This window comes from Chryseobacterium indologenes, assembly GCF_018362995.1.
Taxonomy (GTDB): domain Bacteria; phylum Bacteroidota; class Bacteroidia; order Flavobacteriales; family Weeksellaceae; genus Chryseobacterium; species Chryseobacterium indologenes_G.
Genome location: NZ_CP074372.1, coordinates 1,720,519 through 1,738,288 on the forward strand (window position 1 = coordinate 1,720,519; position 17,770 = coordinate 1,738,288).

16 protein-coding genes are annotated in these 17,770 nt (G+C 37.3%); 3 read left to right on the top strand and 13 right to left on the bottom strand.

What is annotated here, in order from left to right; all coding sequences use genetic code 11:
- Positions 1-8: 8 nt before the first annotated feature.
- From DYR29_RS07775 to DYR29_RS07835, 13 genes are all read right to left on the bottom strand, one after another.
- Positions 9-3,059, bottom strand: coding sequence for a baseplate J/gp47 family protein (locus DYR29_RS07775; protein ID WP_213280000.1), 3,051 nt, complete (start codon positions 3,057-3,059; stop codon positions 9-11).
- 89 nt (positions 3,060-3,148) lie between these two features.
- Positions 3,149-3,559, bottom strand: a complete 411-nt coding sequence (locus DYR29_RS07780) for a GPW/gp25 family protein (RefSeq protein WP_213280001.1) — start codon at positions 3,557-3,559, stop codon at positions 3,149-3,151.
- A 155-nt stretch (positions 3,560-3,714) separates the two neighbouring features.
- On the bottom strand, positions 3,715-4,005 hold the full coding sequence (locus DYR29_RS07785; protein ID WP_047421512.1) for a PAAR domain-containing protein: 291 nt from the start codon (positions 4,003-4,005) through the stop codon (positions 3,715-3,717).
- Positions 4,006-4,007: 2 nt separating this feature from the next.
- Positions 4,008-5,753, bottom strand: coding sequence for a type VI secretion system tip protein VgrG (gene vgrG / locus DYR29_RS07790; protein WP_213280002.1), 1,746 nt, complete (start codon positions 5,751-5,753; stop codon positions 4,008-4,010).
- 1 nt (position 5,754) lies between these two features.
- Positions 5,755-6,474 carry a CIS tube protein gene (locus DYR29_RS07795; RefSeq protein ID WP_213280003.1) on the bottom strand — a complete coding sequence of 240 codons (720 nt, stop codon included), beginning with the start codon at positions 6,472-6,474 and terminating at the stop codon, positions 5,755-5,757.
- Entirely contained in the window at positions 6,474-6,635 is a 162-nt protein-coding gene (locus DYR29_RS07800) for a DUF5908 family protein (protein ID WP_185114220.1), read from the bottom strand. The genes DYR29_RS07795 and DYR29_RS07800 overlap by 1 nt, the downstream gene beginning before the upstream one ends.
- A gap of 199 nt (positions 6,636-6,834) precedes the next feature.
- On the bottom strand, positions 6,835-7,302 hold the full coding sequence (locus tag DYR29_RS07805; RefSeq protein ID WP_047388278.1) for a phage tail protein: 468 nt from the start codon (positions 7,300-7,302) through the stop codon (positions 6,835-6,837).
- Positions 7,303-7,304: 2 nt separating this feature from the next.
- Complete coding sequence (locus DYR29_RS07810; protein WP_213280004.1) at positions 7,305-7,736, bottom strand: phage tail protein; 432 nt, start codon at positions 7,734-7,736, stop codon at positions 7,305-7,307.
- A 34-nt stretch (positions 7,737-7,770) separates the two neighbouring features.
- On the bottom strand, positions 7,771-9,144 hold the full coding sequence (locus DYR29_RS07815; protein WP_213280005.1) for a phage tail sheath family protein: 1,374 nt from the start codon (positions 9,142-9,144) through the stop codon (positions 7,771-7,773).
- A 23-nt stretch (positions 9,145-9,167) separates the two neighbouring features.
- Positions 9,168-9,599 (bottom strand): phage tail protein, encoded by a 432-nt coding sequence (locus DYR29_RS07820; protein ID WP_047378138.1) that lies wholly within the window; start codon positions 9,597-9,599, stop codon positions 9,168-9,170.
- 35 nt (positions 9,600-9,634) lie between these two features.
- Positions 9,635-11,359, bottom strand: coding sequence for a phage tail sheath family protein (locus DYR29_RS07825; RefSeq protein ID WP_249413650.1), 1,725 nt, complete (start codon positions 11,357-11,359; stop codon positions 9,635-9,637).
- Positions 11,360-11,445: 86 nt separating this feature from the next.
- Entirely contained in the window at positions 11,446-13,164 is a 1,719-nt protein-coding gene (locus tag DYR29_RS07830; RefSeq protein ID WP_213280006.1) for a phage tail sheath family protein, read from the bottom strand.
- 53 nt (positions 13,165-13,217) lie between these two features.
- On the bottom strand, positions 13,218-13,802 hold the full coding sequence (locus DYR29_RS07835; RefSeq protein ID WP_052186277.1) for a DUF4255 domain-containing protein: 585 nt from the start codon (positions 13,800-13,802) through the stop codon (positions 13,218-13,220).
- A 572-nt stretch (positions 13,803-14,374) separates the two neighbouring features.
- Here DYR29_RS07835 and DYR29_RS07840 point away from each other — a divergent pair.
- The 3 genes from DYR29_RS07840 (at position 14,375) to DYR29_RS07850 (ending at position 17,742) form a co-directional block, all read left to right on the top strand.
- Entirely contained in the window at positions 14,375-14,695 is a 321-nt protein-coding gene (locus DYR29_RS07840; protein WP_213280007.1) for a hypothetical protein, read from the top strand.
- A 46-nt stretch (positions 14,696-14,741) separates the two neighbouring features.
- The gene (locus tag DYR29_RS07845) at positions 14,742-16,184 is read left to right on the top strand and encodes a contractile injection system tape measure protein (RefSeq protein ID WP_213280008.1); all 1,443 of its coding nucleotides are present in this window, start codon (positions 14,742-14,744) and stop codon (positions 16,182-16,184) included.
- A gap of 106 nt (positions 16,185-16,290) precedes the next feature.
- Entirely contained in the window at positions 16,291-17,742 is a 1,452-nt protein-coding gene (locus DYR29_RS07850; RefSeq protein WP_213280009.1) for an ATP-binding protein, read from the top strand.
- Positions 17,743-17,770 lie beyond the last annotated feature (28 nt).

The window sequence follows — 17,770 nt, forward strand, 5'->3', positions numbered from 1 at the left end:
ATTTATTATTAAATACATACCTGTTCTGTAATAGTGACATTGTGCTGCTTGGCAGATACCAGAATTGATTTTGGATCCACTTCGATTAAAGATTTCCTTTGCGGGACATTGTTCACCAGTATTTTAATATCATCAATGTAATCTACATAATACAGCTGCTCCAGATAGTTAACCAACTGATTAATATTCAGTTCTACATTAAAATCAATATTTTCAGAGTCTGTAAAAGCCCATGGCGATATGTATTTTTTAATATCTTCGTCCAGCTGTTTGATGTAGAATGTTTCGTCATACTGCTCAAAGAACTTGACCTTTGTGTCTACTTTTGCTTCTTTATAATTGGGATTAATCACCTGAGCAGTCACATGCATTGTATTTAATTCATTTACATAATTTTGAATTTTATTCAAAGAGGCTCTGCTTACTCTGGGCTGATAGACGTCAAAAGCATTTTTATTTTTAATATTCGGAACTACCATCAGGGTAACGTGGCCAGGAGCCATATAGGATTTTTCGGAAGTATGATTTAAACATTTTACCTTAAAGACTTCCGGGAATTCCTGTAATATCAAATGTTCGTAATCCCATTGTGTAATAGCTCTGTGCTTATGTCTTAATCTTTCACTCACACGTCTGTAAAACTCCGTATCTGTTTCTTTGTATTTCCCGTCAAACGAGTTATAAGGCTGGCTGACAGATTTTACCTGGGGAACTCTGGAGATCAGCTTTGCAATAGTTTTTGCTTCCAATCCATTATTGAGATGAGACAGATCATTGTCCTGATTCTGGAATGTTGCTAAAACAGCCTGAGTATAGATTCCCTGAATTTTACATACCGCATCATAGCTTCTTTGTGATTTTGCTCTGATCCAGACTAATCCGTCGGTAAATCTTGTATGGCTTTTGTCAATATCTATAGGCACTTTAAACTTGACAATCCCTGATTCCAGGAACTTTCTGGTATCGTTCTGCAGCATATAATCCGACAAACTCATCCATGTATTGCCTGAAAGAATATGCCATTCTATAAATTCTTTTTCCAGGAAGGTATCCACTAAAGGATTTTCACTTCCTTCCAGCATTTGAATTAACAGTGAAACTGTGGTCTGAGGCATTGCTTCCAGGCCGATGTACAATTCGCCTCCATGTTGGTGCACCGGTACAATACTTTTGGTTTCAACTTCTTTTTCATATTGTCCGAATGCATCTTCATGATACATCTGCACTTCGTTATTTTTTGAAGCTTCTCCGGCAGATTTTCTTTCTAAGTACGAATATGCATTTTCTTTTGCGCTGTAATTCAGCTCTATATCTTCAGCAAAAGGAATATATGGCTCGTTAGGAATAAGTTTTTTGAAAGTCGGGTTACTTGATAATGCCAATGTATACAGTTTAGGATACACATCCTGTAATGACGACTGATTAAGCGTTACCCTGATCGTCTCACTTGTTCCGGCCTTATTACTTGCATTATTTACAGAAAACCGGATTTTATACGCATCTTTTTCTTTACTGAACACATCAATATCATTAGCCTTTTCGTACCAGATTTCCTTATCCAGCAATGCAACATCCGCCTTGAAGTAACCATCAGAACCTACGATTGAGGAATTTTTTAAGCCCTCAAAATCGCTTAGACTTATATTTTGATTAGGCTGAATAACATATCCGCTGTATAAATCTTTTATAGAGTCCGGAGCATTCTTCCAGTTGATCGTAATGTCTGCATTCTGCCATTTTTTGGAAAACATTTCAGGACATCTGATATAAAAATTAGATCCTTTAACAGGTTGTGCAGTGAAAGGATAGTAAGGCTTTTCTGAGTTTAATGCTCCGTTGTCATTTTCTATCTGAATAGATTTTACTCCTTTTACATCAACTGCTATTTCTATATTTTTTATCAGTTTTTCTGAAAGAGCTTCGTACATGTTGTAATAATCTTCTCCTTCAATCATGAGTCTTACAACAGGGAAACTGGTCTGAAATGTTTCTGCCAGCACTTCTTTATTGTATTTTACAACTGCCGGGAACTCTTTAGGTAATGTAATAGAAAGCTCTAATCTTTCTTCTTCGTTTTTAATACATGTTAAAACAGCACCTGACAACCATTCTTTCTCCCCGCTGCAAAGCACTTTGATATTATTTTTAATATCTGTTTTTGAAAGATTTTGTAATTTCTGGGTTGAATTTTTATTAAAATCAATCTTAAGGGTGATGGTACGTTCTCCTTCTTTTAAATCAAATAGTGAGGAGGCAATTGAAAAGCCAAGTTTAGCTTTTGGAAGCTCTTTATAAATAGATTTATTTGAATTGGTTTCATCGGAATTATATCCAAACGGCCACCAATAATTACCGTCTTCCGGCAATTTATCTCCCAAACCATCGGCAGAGTTAGCCACCGGAGCCATTTTCAGTTCTCTCTTTTCAGCGTCATTTAAGAAACTTTTGATCTCCACTACTTTTGCCTGATTGGCAACAATTTCATCACCTGTTTTATAAATTCTTTTTTTGCCATTAGCATCTTTATTTCCATCCAGCAATGTACCGGCCGGAATTTTTTCCTGAATCGCTTTTTTGGCGAGTTCAAAGATCACATAGACTTTGTCTGATTTGGCATCATTTTTCTGAATCTGAAGAATTTCGTTATAATAGAAATCCAGGTGTCTTTTCGTCAGATTATTGAAGGCTTTTTTTGAGAAATCCAATAATTTTAAAAAGCATACAAATAATGTCAGGTGAGGCGTAAGGCTGCTATCCTGTTCAAACTGGGACATAAGATCTGTAACCTGTTTTTTCATACTTTTATACTCAACGCTTTCTCTACGTGGGATAGCATTGGCATCATCACCCAGGAAGAAGTTTCCCCAGTTTCCTTTTGGTGCTGTATTATCATCTTTGTCAAAATAGTTTACATGACTTGCAAAATTGTTTGCGAATAATAGCCAGTCAAACAAATCGAAATCGTGTAACTCAAGATTCCCAGGATCTAATTCTGCTAAAAAGCGCTGCATTTGTGATTTTCCTTCACGATAATGTGAAAATGTATCTGTTTTTTTCATTTGTTTATATTTATCTTTCTATGGTCAGATGCAATACTTATTGTAGTGTTTGGTAGTATTCAAAATGGCTACAGACATCCCGTAATTCATTATATTTCGGTAGCTTCTCCTTTGTAAAAAGGGAAAACCATATTGCTTCTTGTATTAGTATTTCTTACTTCGTAGTCAACCTGTATCAAAACTTCTCCCTCAAACTCTTCCTGGGTATCAATTTCAATACTTAGGATGTTGATTCTGGGTTCATGATATAAAATAGCACGCTCAACGATTCCTTTCATTTGGGTAATCAGCGTTAAGTCCAGTGGTTTAAAGAGCATATCCTGCAGGTCACACCCGTAGTTGGGGAACATGACACGTTCGCCAGGGCGTGTTGACAGTAAAATCTTAAGGCTGTTATTGATGTCTTCCACATCTGTGGTCATGGCCAGTTTTCCTTCAGTTTCGTTAAACTCAGGCGGAAAACTCCAGCCTGTTCCTAAAAAATCTGTATTTATTTTCATACGTTAATTTGTTATATTGAATGTTCACATCCTGCATCTGTGGCATAGAGTTTTGGTTATTCTAACCGTTTTGTTATTGATGTTTTACATTTTTAGTTTTAGTCAGATCTTATTTATAGGGTAGCTTATGATTGTGTTAAAAGCTTCCTTCAATATCATCCGCCTATTAAAACAGTAGCTTCCCCTGCGGTTATCACTCCTCCATGAGCGGTAGAATCGCCCATTCTTGCGGCAGGTTTCCCACCGATTAAAACACTTGAAGAGCCTGATGCAATGGTGTCCGGTGGCCCGGTACATACTGCTTTATCTCCCTGTCTTGCTGCAGGCATTCCGCCGATAAGCACGGTGGGTTCTCCTGCCGGCATTATAGGGCCTCCTACATGGGGAACATTTCCTGTTACCATAGGACAGGTGTGCATATCTGTAATTCTTGCTGCCGGTTTCATGATTAATTAATTTTAACTTGAGATCCTTTTACTACTGTTACTGCTCCTGATTTAAGCTCTGAGCCGGAACTGCCTTCTGCTTTGAATTGAGCACTTGCTTTTACATTGATATTGGTTCCTTCCATATTAATGTCTCCTTTTGCTTTGATCTTGATGTCTTTCCCGCTTTCCATACTGATACCGTCTTTATTCAGGGTAAGAGTATTAGAATGCTCATCTTTTATTGTAATGACATCGGCATCTTCGTCTACAATCACTTTTTTACCTTTTGGTGTTTCCAGTGTGTACGAAATTTTGTCGTCATTAAAAATCATTTTCATTTCGCTTCGGGTAACAAATCCTTTTTCGTGATTATCGTCAGAAGCTACAATAGGAGCTGGTTTTGCACTGCTGTTCAGCATTCCAAGCACAACGGCATCGTTAGGATCATCATTAATAAATCCGATAATTACCTCATCTCCGATTTCAGGTCTGAAGAATGATCCTCTGTTTTCACCGGCATCAAGGGTGGCAATACGTGCCCAGATTCCTTCTTCCTCGCTGTTAATGATAGGAATCTGTACCAGAATTCTGTCTTCTCCGTCCGGATCAGATTCCAGTTGTGATACTACCCCTACATGCAATCCGCTTATGGCAGGCATAATTCCTGCACCTGGCTTTTCGCTTACATCAAAGGTTTCTGAGAACCATGTTGGAGAAAGTCCGAATTGAGCATCCACCAGCCAATTTCCTTCGGCAATTTCATGACGGACACCGGTTACGTATATTTTCCCATTGAATCGGTTTCCAACTCCTTGCAGTGTTAACGAAACTCCTGGTTTGGCATCTGGAATTCCCTGAAAACGTACTCTTCCTCTTGTTTTGGCCAGTTGCTGGAAAGTTGCTTTGGCATCACTCCATTCCTGCAGCTCACTTTGAGTAAGATTTCCACCATGCTTCAGCTGCAGATCTTCAATTCCGAAGACATCTGCCAAATCACCTGATGAAAGGTTTCCATTGAGCTTAATCGCCGGATCCTTAGCTTCCACTTCTGTCAGTTCCTGATCAGTATAGCTCCATGTTTTGGCGGTAATTTTACTGAACTGGTCTCTGGCATCAATCTCTCCGTCAAATTCATGTACAGATGATCCGTAAACCACTGTTTCTACAGCTTCACCACTAAAATCAGGCTTAGTAATTTTAATAGTTCCATCTTCAACAAAACAAAGTTTACCGTTTGCCTGCGCTCTGGTTAGCATAAAATCCCAATCAGAAGCCTGATACTGTACCAATTCCTTGTGTGAATTTGAAGTTGCCTCTACATCGGCAGTAAGCCCGTTATTACTGATGAGTTCCTCCATGACATCACTGTCTGTGCTTTCGTAGAAGTAATTACTTTTTCTTCCTAAGGTCATTTTTACAGCCTTATCTCTGCATTCTATGATGAGGTAAGAAGAACCGTTTCTGATTTTTATGTTATGCTTTACCACAACTCCTTTAAAAATGGTTTCCTCTTCGGAATGGTATCCGGCGGTAATCTCAATTTCTTTTCCGGGAATTAACAGATCTTCATTACTGAGCTTAAAATCCTGCTCCGGTACACTTCCGTCTAAAATAACAATGCGTGCATAAGGAATCCTGTTGACTTCTTTTTCCACGACAATGCTTTTCACCCCGTACTTCCCCGGCAGTTCTGTTCCTCCAGACATCACCTTATGGGTGACTAAATCTGGATTTTTTGCTGTTTGTATGTATCCGCTGTTATTCATATTATGAAACTTTTTCTAATGGCGGAAAGAATAATTCCTGGCCTGGTTTTAGCTGTCTGAAGTTGATAAGATTGTTTATTTTAGCTACCTCCAGATAGTATTTGGAATCTCCGTAAATACTTTCGGTCATCAATGGCAGTGTATCGCCGGCCTGTACTGTTCTTTTGTGGGTAACGTCCGGGGACTCATTTTTTTTCTCTGCTGCTTCCAGCTTAGGGCTGATAGATTCGCTAAACTTTGCTTTTCCTATAGCTCTTAAAGGCTGTCCTTCATTGTCAAATAATTTATATTCTACAGTAAATTCTGCCAATACTCCTTTAAATTCAAAGTCTCCCCAATTAAGAATAACGTTATAGGGTTTATGTATAGGACCGGAAACCTGGCCTGTAGCCTTATAAAAAGCATCAACCTGATCTTTTACAGAGGTCTTTTTAAAAGCCTTTCCTTTAATTTTATTGATAAGTTTAATACCAGAGTTCGCTTCTGTGACTCCTGTCCCATCAAATAGAAATTCTAATTGTAAATCAGTTGAAGGTGATGCTACATATTTTAAATCCGTTTTAGCTGTTCCTAGTGCCTGACCTGGCTCAAGTTCTGTTTTATAAGTTACAGAATACCCCGTAGGATTGATAAAAGCTTTAAAAGCACCATTCTGAATTCTTTTTTCATAATCAGAATCTTTGTATGTTCCGATTGTCAGTTTTTGAATTGCTCCTCTCATTATCTTTCTTTTTTACGTTGTTCTATCTTTGCGGCCTGCTCTACACTTTCACTGATCGCACGCATAAGCAGTGCTTCATCTACCGATGCGGTAGTCGTTGTAGCTGCGGCTTTTTCGTCCACATTTATTTTAATGTGAAGCTCTTTTATTTCTATTGGCATTTCGTTTGTTTTAATGATCATTAATATTCAAAACACTAATAACCAATGATTTAACATGTTTATTTAAAAAAATCCAAGCACATGAAGGGTGTGTTCAGTCTCTGTTATAGACCAATCTGTTGTTTTTTATGAAAAAAGATTTGGGTAAAATTTATCTTTAAACTAACACACGTTCAGGTGCTTAGATTTGATTTAGAAATTACAAGCCTAAGCTTGCTAACGATGAGGGTATTGTGAAATATCTATATTTCAGTTCTATTGTTTCAATAGCAAGTTTGCTTTCTTCTGCGTTGAATTCTGACACTTCCCATCTTACGGGGTATGCTCCAACTACATTCCAAACCATTAAGGGTGCTGTAGACTGAATTCCTCCTGAAAGAGTAATGATCAGGTCTCTGGGTTCAAACTGGAAGTTTTCCATCGCATTTCTGCACCAGCTTATCAATCCGGAACTTACGATTAACCCACGTTTAAGAACCAGATTAGGATATTTGGGCCTCAAAGGAAGTTGGTGTGTAAACCTGTTTTCGCCCCCTTCGGCATATTCTTCAGTTCCAATTTCTGTTGATAAACCAGATATAGATTGAAATCTGGAGTCAATACCCTCTGTTGTTGAAATCCCGTTAACAATAAAAGAGAAACTGGTTGGAGGATATAAAACTGCCATGATTAGTTATTTTCAATAGTTAATCCTTCGTGTGCAATTTCAAGCGTCTCAATAGCTACCTCATTACCTTCAGCTTTCAGATCTGTTGACTGTAATTTAAGAGGGAATGCATTTTTCACTTTCCAGGTTACTGCAGGTGCTCCTGTTTCGTCTAAAAGAGAGATGGTAATAGATCTGCGCTCTACCGTGCTTAGCTGAATACTCTGGAACCAGTCGAAATATTCGTTATCTGTTTTGAAAATTCCTCTCTTTAAAGTGATGTTACTGAAACTTTTCATTCCAGGCATTTTAATCTTACTAAAATCAGGGCTTGCACCGTGTCTGTACTCAATTAAAGCTGCTTCAACATTTAAACCGCTCACTTCCTGAAAACCTACTTTTGTTCCGCCCCAATCTACTTCAAAGGCAAACTTTACTAATGGATATGTACTCATAATGTATTTATTTTTAGTTGTTATTTAATTTAGCTTATGCTTCCTGTAATTTGTGTGAAAAACGTAGTACGATAAATTCAGCAGGACGTACTGCAGCCATACCGACTTCAATAATCATTCTTCCTTCTAGGATATCCTGAGCCGACATTGTTTTGTGTAAACCAACGCTTACGTAATAAGCTTCTTCAGGCTTGCTCCCTGCTAATGCACCGTCTCTCCACTGCTGATCAAGGAAATTCTCAATCATAGCCTGTACACGAACCCATGTATTGGCCGTATTCGGTTCAAAAACGAAACGTTCTGTAGCTTTCTTTACAGATTCTTCTACCATGTTGAAGAAACGACGTACAGGTACATATCTCCATTCGTTACTGTTTCCGTCTAATGTTCTTGCGCCCCAAACCAAGGTTCCTTTTCCTGTAAAAGTTCTGATTGCGTTGATTGATTTTCCTGCTACTGCATCTACGTTAAGACCGTCCTGTACTTCATTAGAAATTTTTACAACAGGTGCCAATACGTTGCTGATTGCTAAGTTGGCTGGTGCTTTCCATACTCCGGAAGTACTGTCTACTTTGGCGTAAATTCCGGCAATTGATGATGATGGAGTTAATACTACTCTTTTAGATTCAATTTCCTTTTTAGCCTGGTTGTACAGCGCTGAACTTTTTGATTTCAACCATGCTAAGTTGTTTTCATTCTGAGGCATTGTAACGTCTACAAGAGCTCCTGCAGCATTTAATTCTTTATAGCTTTCGATTTTAACATCTTTATCATCAAAGCTATAGCTTAACACTGTTTCTAATTTTGGATAATAGGCAGCTCCATATTTTAATCCTGCAGCATCTACTCCGGCTCTGAAAGCAGCAGCATCTGCAAAAACATCCATAATAACAAATCTGTCTTTCAAATCTTCTGCCTGATCCAAAGCTTTATTGTATAATTTATAAGCATCTGCTCCTAAAACTTCCGCATCCGGGAAAACAATAAGTGTTGGCTCATCTTCTTTTTCCAAGGATTTTAATCCGAACCATAGACCGCCGGCAACTGTTTCTGTTCCTAATGCAGGAGACTTATCATAATCAGCTACTGAAACAATATAACATGGCCCGCCGCCATTAGCAAAATACATTTGCATAGCATAATGCATTTTATAAGGACTTAGCTTGGCGTTGTCTACTTTTGCAGTTACAACAGTATCTTCAATCGTAACAGAGAACGCTGTTTTTTCATCTTTTGCTCCTCCGAAAATCGTTTCGTATTCCAACATAGAAGAGATTCTTGTCGGTTCATTTCTTGGTCCTTTATCCGTGTGTCCGATAAAAGCAGGAATAGCTGTTTCTACTTGTGCTACAGATGGTGGGAATTTCGCAATTTCCTCTACGTAAACTCCAGGTGTTTTGTAATTCATTTTTTTAAATTTTAAAGTTAATGTTAGTTATTTTCAATAGTTAATCCTTCGTGTGCAATTTCTAAGGTTTCGATAGCCACCTCATTACCTTCAGCTTTCAGATCTGTTGACTGTAATTTAAGAGGGAATGCATTTTTCACTTTCCAGGTTACTGCAGGTGCTCCTGTTTCGTCTAAAAGAGAGATGGTAATAGATCTGCGCTCTACCGTGCTTAGCTGAATACTCTGGAACCAGTCGAAATATTCGTTATCTGTTTTGAAAGTTCCTCTTTTTAAAGTGATGTTACTGAAACTTTTCATTCCAGGCATTTTAATCTTGCTAAAATCTGGGCTTGCACCATGTCTGTACTCGATTAAAGCTGCTTCAACATTTAATCCGCTCACTTCCTGAAAACCTACTTTTGTTCCGCCCCAATCTACTTCAAAGGCAAACTTTACTAATGGATATGTACTCATAATTTATTTTTAATTTTATTGTTATTTAATTGATTTTATGCTTCCTGTAATTTGTGTGAAAAATTGAGTACGATAAATTCAGCAGGACGTACTGCAGCCATACCGATCTCGATATTCATTCTTCCTTCTAAAATATCCTGAGCCGACATTGTTTTGTGCAAACCAACGCTTACGTAATAAGCTTCTTCAGGCTTGCTTCCTGCTAATGCGCCGTCTCTCCACTGCTGGTCAAGATAGTTTTCGATCATTGCCTGGACACGGGTCCATGTATTGGCAGTATTCGGTTCAAAGACAAAACGTTCTGTAGCTTTCTTCACAGATTCTTCTACCATGTTGAAGAAACGGCGTACAGATACATATCTCCATTCGTTACTGTTTCCGTCTAATGTTCTTGCGCCCCAAACTAATGTTCCTTTTCCTGCAAAAGTTCTGATCGCGTTGATTGATTTTCCTGATGTAGCATCTACATTAAGCAACTCCTGTTCTTTATTGGAGATTTTTACTGCCGGTACATCTACCAGACTAAGCCCTAAATTAGCTGGTGATTTCCATACTCCGGAAGTACTGTCTACTTTGGCATAAACTCCGGCAATAGCTGATGATGGTGCTAATACCACCTGTTGAGACGCTATTGCTGTTTTAGCCTGGTTATACAGTTCAGAATTTTTTAATTTCAATTCTGCTAAATTTTTGATACCAGCTGCGCCCGTAACTAAAACATCAGCTTCATTAAAATCATAACTCAAAACCGTTTTTAATTTTGGATAATAAGCCGCTCCATAATTTAAACCTTTAGCTTTTACTTCTTTTCTAAAAATAGTATCATTGCCAAGAACATCCATGATAACGAATCTGTCTTTCATAGATTCTGCTTGATTCAAAGCACTATTGTATACAGAATAGGCCTCAGTAATAAAAGAATCTATGTTAGCATCAGAAACATTATCGGCATTTTCAGAAGCAAAACCAGAAATAATGTTAGCAGTAGCAAGATCTTCAGTATAAGCATCTGCAACAACTTTAGCAGCAGCTTTAACAGCAGGAACAGTAGTATTGGCAACAGCAGCAGCTACTTTAACCGCGGCTACAACATCTTGAGCAGCCTTAACAGCAGCAACTTCGCTAAGATTTTCAGGATTGGTAACTTCATAATCAGCTGCTTTAGCTACGGCAGCAGCTACAGCAGCAGCTACATCGGCACCGTCAACAGCATTTGAAACGGCTTTAGCAGCAGCTTCAGCAGCAACAGCTACATTCCTATTATCCATGGAAGCTTGTAAAGCATTGTCTGCCGCAATAACTTCAGCAGCAGTAGCAACCAAACCTTGAAGATCCGGGAAAACGATAAGAGTAGGTTCGTCTTCTTTTTTTAGTAATTCAAGACCATATAATAAAGTTCCGGCTTCTGTTGTAGAAGTTCCAACAGTTACCTCATCATTGTAACCTCCAACCGAAACAATATAGCAAGCCCCACCGCCATTCGCAAAATACATTTGCATAGCATAATACATTTTAAAATCGCTTATTTTGGGTTGTGTGGCTGTTGCAACACCATCTTTGAAAGCTACAGCGAAGATTTCCGGATTTGCTTTTCCAAAAAGTTGTTCATACTCCAACATCGAAGCAATTCTCGTTGGTTTATTTTTCGGTCCATCCGCTGTATACCCAATAAAAGCAGGGATAGCCGTTTCAACTTGCGCTACGGAAGGGGGAAATTTTCCTTGTTCCTCCACGTAAACTCCAGGGGTTTTGTAATTCATTTTAAAAAAATTTTACGTTAATATTAATTATTCCTCGAAGTAGAACTTCGGGTATTTATTCGTGATTGATTTATTGATTTTATGGTTTAGAATTGTTGCAATTTATGTGAGAAGTTGAGCACAATAAACTCTGCAGGACGCACTAATGCGATTTTAAGGTCTACATTCATTATAGTAGTGCCTTCTACTCCTTTAACTGTTACTTCGTAAGCTTCTTTCGGAGTACTGCCTGCCAATGCACCCTCCATCCATTGCTGGTTAAGAAAGTTTTCCAACATTGTTTTTGCCCGTAACCATGTGTGAGGAATATTAAGCTCATTAATAAACCTGTCGAGTGCTTCTGTTATCGCCTGTCTGATCATATTATGATAGCGGCGTACATGTACATACTTCCATTCGTTATCTTTCCCTTCACTATTTTTATCTTTTCCTTCAAGGGTTCTGGCTCCCCAGATTAAGGTTCCTTTTCCTGTAAAAGTTCTGATCGCATTGATTGATTTTCCAAAAGGATCTATGTTTAAAGCAGCCTGTTCCTGATCGGAAATTTTTTCTGTCGGAGCAAGGACATTGCTGATATTGACATTTGCCGGAGCTTTCCACACTCCTCTTACACTGTCTACTCTGCCGTATGCTCCCGCTATAGCTGATGATGGCGGTAAAACAACTTTCAATGACTGTATTTCTTTTTTTACCTGATTATATAGTGCAGAATTAGAGGATTCTAAATTTTTAAGCGTTATCCCGTCTGCATCCCCTTTTTCGTCTTTTACCTCGAGAATTGCAGTTTTTAATGCCGTAAACTCTCCAGTGAAATCAGGTGTGTTTTCATCTGAATTATCAGGGACCATAAAATCATCTATTATTCCATCATAAATAGCTTCTAACACAATTTTTGCCTCAGCAATTGCTGCTGTTAAAGCATTTTTTTTATCACCTGCATCAGCATTTTCATTCACTTCTTCTGCTATCGCAATAGCCTGATCTAATAAATCGGCAAGGACGTAAGCATCGGCAGATCCGGTTGAAATCTCAGCACTTGCCATACTTTTTAGTTCATCCAAAGCAGCGGTCTCACCTGCATAAAAAAGAGTACTGTCCTGTCCGGCCTTTTGTAAACCGGTATGTATTATAGGAGTTTGAGTTTCATCAAAAGTATAATTCAAAATGGTTTTTAAGTGAGGAAAGTAAGCTGCCCCGTGATTGGTTGGGTTTACATTATTTCTAAAAGCTTCAATAGTGGTAAGATTGTTTGACCTGGTAACGGAATTGCCGTAATAAGTGTCCAGTATAACAAATCTGTTTTTCGTCTCATCCTTAGCTTTATCAATGGCCTGGTTATAAATATCATAAAACTCAGATTCATTGGTTAACGAAATAGCATCAGGGAAAATAATCAGAACCGGTTCTTTAATATTTTTATGATCAATTTTATTGAGTCCTGCTTCCAATGAGGATAATTGTACTTCTGCTGAGGTATAATCCCCTACGGAGATGATATAACATGGTCCGCCGCCATTGGCAAAATACATCTGCAGTGAATAGTACATTAAAAACTGTACCTGAGGTGCCACAATAGTTGTTCCCTGGCCTTCTACATCTTTTAACTGGATATTTTCTTTTTTTGCTTTTCCGAAATACTGTTCATATTCTAAAAGAGAACTGATTCTGAAGGGCTCATTATACCCGGCAGGAAGGAATTCAGTATACCCAATAAATGCTGGCATAGCTGTGTCTATATAGGCAACTGAGTATGGAAGTTTTGTAATTTCTTCAACAGAAACACCTGGTGTTGCTGAATTTAACATGTTTAAAAATTTAAAGGGTTATTAGTTTTTAGTTTTAGTTTTTGCTTTTATGATTAATCAACTTTAATACTTTTTATATTAACGTCATTAATTAATGTAACAGGAACCACATCCTTAGCCGCAATTTTTATCACACTGATTTTATATAAAGCAGAAGGCATTATTTTTCCGCCTAATAATCCCCAGACGTAACTTAGCTGTTCAAAAGGAATAGAGTGCAGTTCAATTCTGAAACTGAAGTTATTTTCAGGTTTAGTATCCACATATTCCAGAACATTTTTTGCCTGAAATACCTCAATAACTTTTGAAATACTTAGTAACGATTTGCTGTACGTACTTCTGTTGGCAGCAATCATCACATATAAGTTTAAGTAAGCCGGAGTACTTTCCTTATCGTATCGGACTGGATTGTTGTCTACCACAACCTGCTGATACCTTGATCTGTTTTTCAATGTCGATTCTTCCTCGATATTGAGCAGACTGATTACTACTTTGTTAATAATTCCTTCAGCGTTCTCATCTTGTTTTGCAATGTCATCAACAACCGCGATTTCGATTTCGCCAGGAACATTGGGATCCCATAAACCATCCGGAGCATTTAGCTGATTTTTTAAAACTGTTAATACTTTATTAATCATAATTTCTGTTCTTAATTATTATGGTGCAAACATACAATCACACCCCCTCAAAAGACAAATATTTTGGGTCCTCAATACAGTCTTTGCAGTAAATAGGATTTTCATTCTCATAGAAAAAAATCAAAAACAAGACAGTTAAATAGTTGAAAATAATCACATTAAAAACAATATTGAAAAATTAAATTTTAGTCCTTAGATTTCACTTTCCGAATTATGACTCAATTTTCGTCCGTTAATTGAGTATCATTCTGTTTTCAAAAATCATCGTATTTCAACATAAAATTGTCCATTAATTAATTGGTCATTTTTATTGGTCCTGGATTTTCTGAATTGTAAATAATCAAAGACTGAAATTGATTGTCCAAAGTATCAATCTCCAAAAAAAACGATATGCTTTTCTGATTAAGAGAATCCGGTTTTTTGTATCAACAATTTCTAAAAACTGTAAACCTGCATCATCAGGAAATAATTTTCTCTTTTACTGCAAAGACAGAATAGAGCGGTCTTATCATTCGCAAAATAGGATCTCTTCTTTCTAATTTTGACCCAATAATTTTAAAAACTTTAATCATATGAATATTAAAAATCTTTTCAGCAAGCGCAATGAAATCATTGAAGGCCATTTTAACGAACTACGCTCAAAATTGGGTGCGGCCAATCAAAATGAAGAAGCTATTTTCTCTTTAAGGGAAGAAATCTGTAATGCATGTCCTTTAAAAAACGGCAATAATTGCAACGCAATGAAATGGCTTAATCCAGATACACTGGAAGTAATAGACGGTCCAAAAGATGGATTTATAAGAGGCTGCGGATGCAGATTGAGTGCTAAGCAGAGATCCAGATTTAGTCTTTGTCCTGCAGGTTTCTGGGGTGGAGAGTTCGACCAGAAGTAAAACTATTTGACAATTCCCGATATTTTATAATGTAAACCTATTTAATGTGAAGCAAAATCATATCATTCAGAAAGTTTTTGTTGAAATTACCGTAAACAACAAAGCAAAAGCCTTGAGTATAAAAGATGATATTAATAGCTTTTTATCTATTGATGTTTTTCCGGAAATAGAAAACCATATCAGGGCTTTAGAGTATAAATTAGCCGGTCATACCCTGCAGATTCCACGTTTAGAATTAAATGTGGATGTAAAAAGCAGCGCATTAAATATTGAGTTAAAAGATAAAATAGCCGAACTCTTTAAAAAAGAACTGTCAGAAATTACCAAACCCATTGAAACTTCTTCTCAGGAAACAGAAAATGATATTAAAGCATATCTGGTAGATGATCAGGAAAAGATGCTCAAAGCTTTTATCTATTTTTTAGAAAAAGGAACTATGCCTTGGTGGAATTCGGGGAGCGACAGCATGGCTATTTTGGAATCAACGGTTTTTGATCACATTATTTCGACAGGAAACTTTCAAAAAAGCATTATACCTGCCTTATCAAAAGAAAATGTCCAGAACCGAATAATCAATCAGCTTTCCAATGAACAAATTGCACAGTTATGCATGGCAATTTTGAAAAATAAGGAATTGAATATCCACCTGGAAACCGATACAATACGTTATCTATCGAAGTTGGATCATACGGATAGAATTGCAATATGGCGATTGGTCTTTCATGTAATATCGGAGTATTTGGATAGATCTGATAACCATCTCAGGGAATATCTTTTACAAGAAATTTCAACAAAAAAACAGATTGACTTATCAATAACAAAAAGCAATCATCAAAACAGGAAAACACTAGTTAAGATATTCCCTTTTATTACAGAAAACGAAATTTCAGAAAGCCTCACAACGAATACAGCCGATCAGCCTGAAAATGTGAAAAATTCAATAGAAACCATTCAGGAAAAAAATGAAATAATTCAGGAAAATGTAATCCAGGATGAAGGGCACTATATTCAGAATGCAGGGCTTATTTTGATCCATCCATTTATCAGAACCTTCTTTGAACATTGTAAGCTCATTGACTCAAAAACTCAGCAACTGACGGATCCGGAATTGTGTGCCCATCTATTGCATTATATTGCTACCGGAAAAACAAATGCTCCTGAATACGACATGATTTTTGAAAAATTCCTGTGTAATATTCCAATGCATCAAACGATTAACAGACATGTTAAACTTTCACGTAAGCATAAAAAGCAGGCTAAAAATGTTATAGAAAGTGTGCAGCACAACTGGGCTCCCATGAAAAAATCATCTGCAGCATTATTACAGAACGAGTTTTTCCAACGGCCCGGGAAATTAGTTATCACTGACGCTGATTACACGCTTACTGTAGAACGAAAAACACAAGATATTCTTCTGGAAAAGCTTTCCTGGGGCATTGGTCTTGTCAAGCTGCCGTGGCAGAAAAAATTCATATTTGTGAACTGGTAATAACAGGTTACATTTTCTAATATTCTGAAACTTTCCCAATCTCTAAAGTTGCTGATTTTACATCAGCAATCCCCTCACTGCAACCCTATTAATTCAAAATAAGCTTATGAAATCTCCTATTAGCCATGAAGACCCATCATTAATAAAAACAAAAATTAATGAAAAAACAGAAATAGTCAATCCCTTATTTCAAGCCAATACTGTAAACCATCATTCTTTAAATGAAGAAATGAAATGGCTGCAATCCCTTATTGAAAAGCGATGCAAAGAATTATTTCTGGAAGATGAGACAGAATTAAATGCTGGTTATGAAATACCTGAACCTCCAAAATCAGACGACCAATCTCCTTATTCGGTTACGGTAAACATCCATCAGCTTACTGTTGTGGACAGAATAATCTTAGCGCTGGGAATTGCTTCCGCTCATTATCCGTCCATCCTGAAAACATTTGTACAGATAGAAGAAAGCAGCAATGCATTTGCTATTGAGGCAGGTGGTGAATATGATAAAATCAGCCGCAGTTTTAAACCAACTTTCCAAACCGCACTTTTCTTGCTGGCAGGTAAAGATGTATCGCTGTGGTCACAGTATGGAGCACAACTCATCAATGGCAGTGTCCTTTTGAAAAATGACATTATTTACAACCGTTCTTCAACAGAATTTATTCATGGAAAAATTGAATTGGATACCGCTTATCTCAATTATTTTTTATCAGGTCAAAAGCCACAACTGGATCATGGTTCTTACTTTCCGGGCAGGCTTTACAAATCTGATCTCACCATGGAAGATATTATTTTGGAAGATAATGTGAGGGAACAGATAAAACCCATCGGACATTATATTAAAGCATTGGAAAACGGCTTTTTCAAAACCAGTGAACATAGCTTCAAACCTGGTTTCATTGCTTTATTCTACGGGACACCGGGAACAGGAAAAACAATGCTGGCCGGTATTCTTGCCAATGCATATGGTATTGATATGTATCATGTGGATCTTTCCCAGGTAGTGAGCAAATATATTGGTGAAACTGAGAAAAATCTTGAAGTGCTATTCAACAGACTGCAGGGTAAAAACTGTATGCTGTTTTTTGACGAAGCTGACGCCTTGTTTGGAAAACGTTCTGATGTAAAAGATGCTCATGACCGCTACGCCAATCAGGAAGTTTCATATTTATTGCAGCGAATAGAAAAATTTGACGGATTAACAATTCTTGCTTCCAATTTTGAAAACAATATGGACGATGCTTTCAAGCGCCGTATTGATTTCTCTGTCAATGTAATACGACCTACAGAAACAACAAGAAAAGCCCTTTGGGAGCATTATTTACCCCAAAATATAACTTTTGAAAGTGAGGAACTTTTAAAACATTTAACCAAAGAGTACGCTTATACCGGTGCTAACATCCGAAACATTATGAAAAATGTTGCTATGGCATTGCATGACCGTAACGAAACTTCTATTACCTATTCATTAATAAGCACTTATCTAATGATAGAAAACGAAAAGGCTTTTGGAAAAAATCAATCCCGTCTCAGTCCATATGTACAAACCCCTTAGCACAGCAAAATAAAAAACTCATCTAATA